This is a genomic window from Bariatricus sp. HCP28S3_F11 (assembly GCF_052065395.1).
In the GTDB taxonomy this organism is placed as follows: Bacteria; Bacillota; Clostridia; order Lachnospirales; family Lachnospiraceae; genus Allocoprococcus.
Window position 1 is genome coordinate 1 of sequence record NZ_JBQHUC010000126.1, and the last position, 382, is coordinate 382.

1 pseudogene is annotated in these 382 nt (G+C 43.5%); it reads left to right on the forward strand.

Features of this window, described 5'->3' with window-relative positions:
• Window positions 1-137: 137 nt before the first annotated feature.
• Window positions 138-382, forward strand: a pseudogene (locus ACTNBR_RS16585) (hypothetical protein); the annotation flags it as partial.

Genomic DNA, 382 nt, shown 5'->3' on the forward strand with positions numbered 1-382 from the left:
CGTATTATCGCTGTCAATCTGCCATTAGCTCCCAGACTGCGCGGTCGATTCTTTAAAGGACGGAAAAATAATTTGTCGTTTGCGTCTCCCTCAATTCGCTGTCCAACAGTTGAGCCTGGGCAATATAGGCGAAAACCATGGAACGTGTGAAGAAACTGGAATGCAGCACGGAGGAATCCCTCGGTATAGAGGAAACGGTATGTATGAAAAGTGTGGTTCGGAACTGGAGAGACCCTACCCATCACCGAAAGGTAAAGAGAAAGCGTATAAGCTATCAGTACCCTAGCAGAAAAGCCATGAAGAAAATGAAAGCAGAAATCAAAAGGAATGTAAACAATCGAAGCCTGCTAGTTGCAAAAGAAGAAGATTTAATAAAGAATCT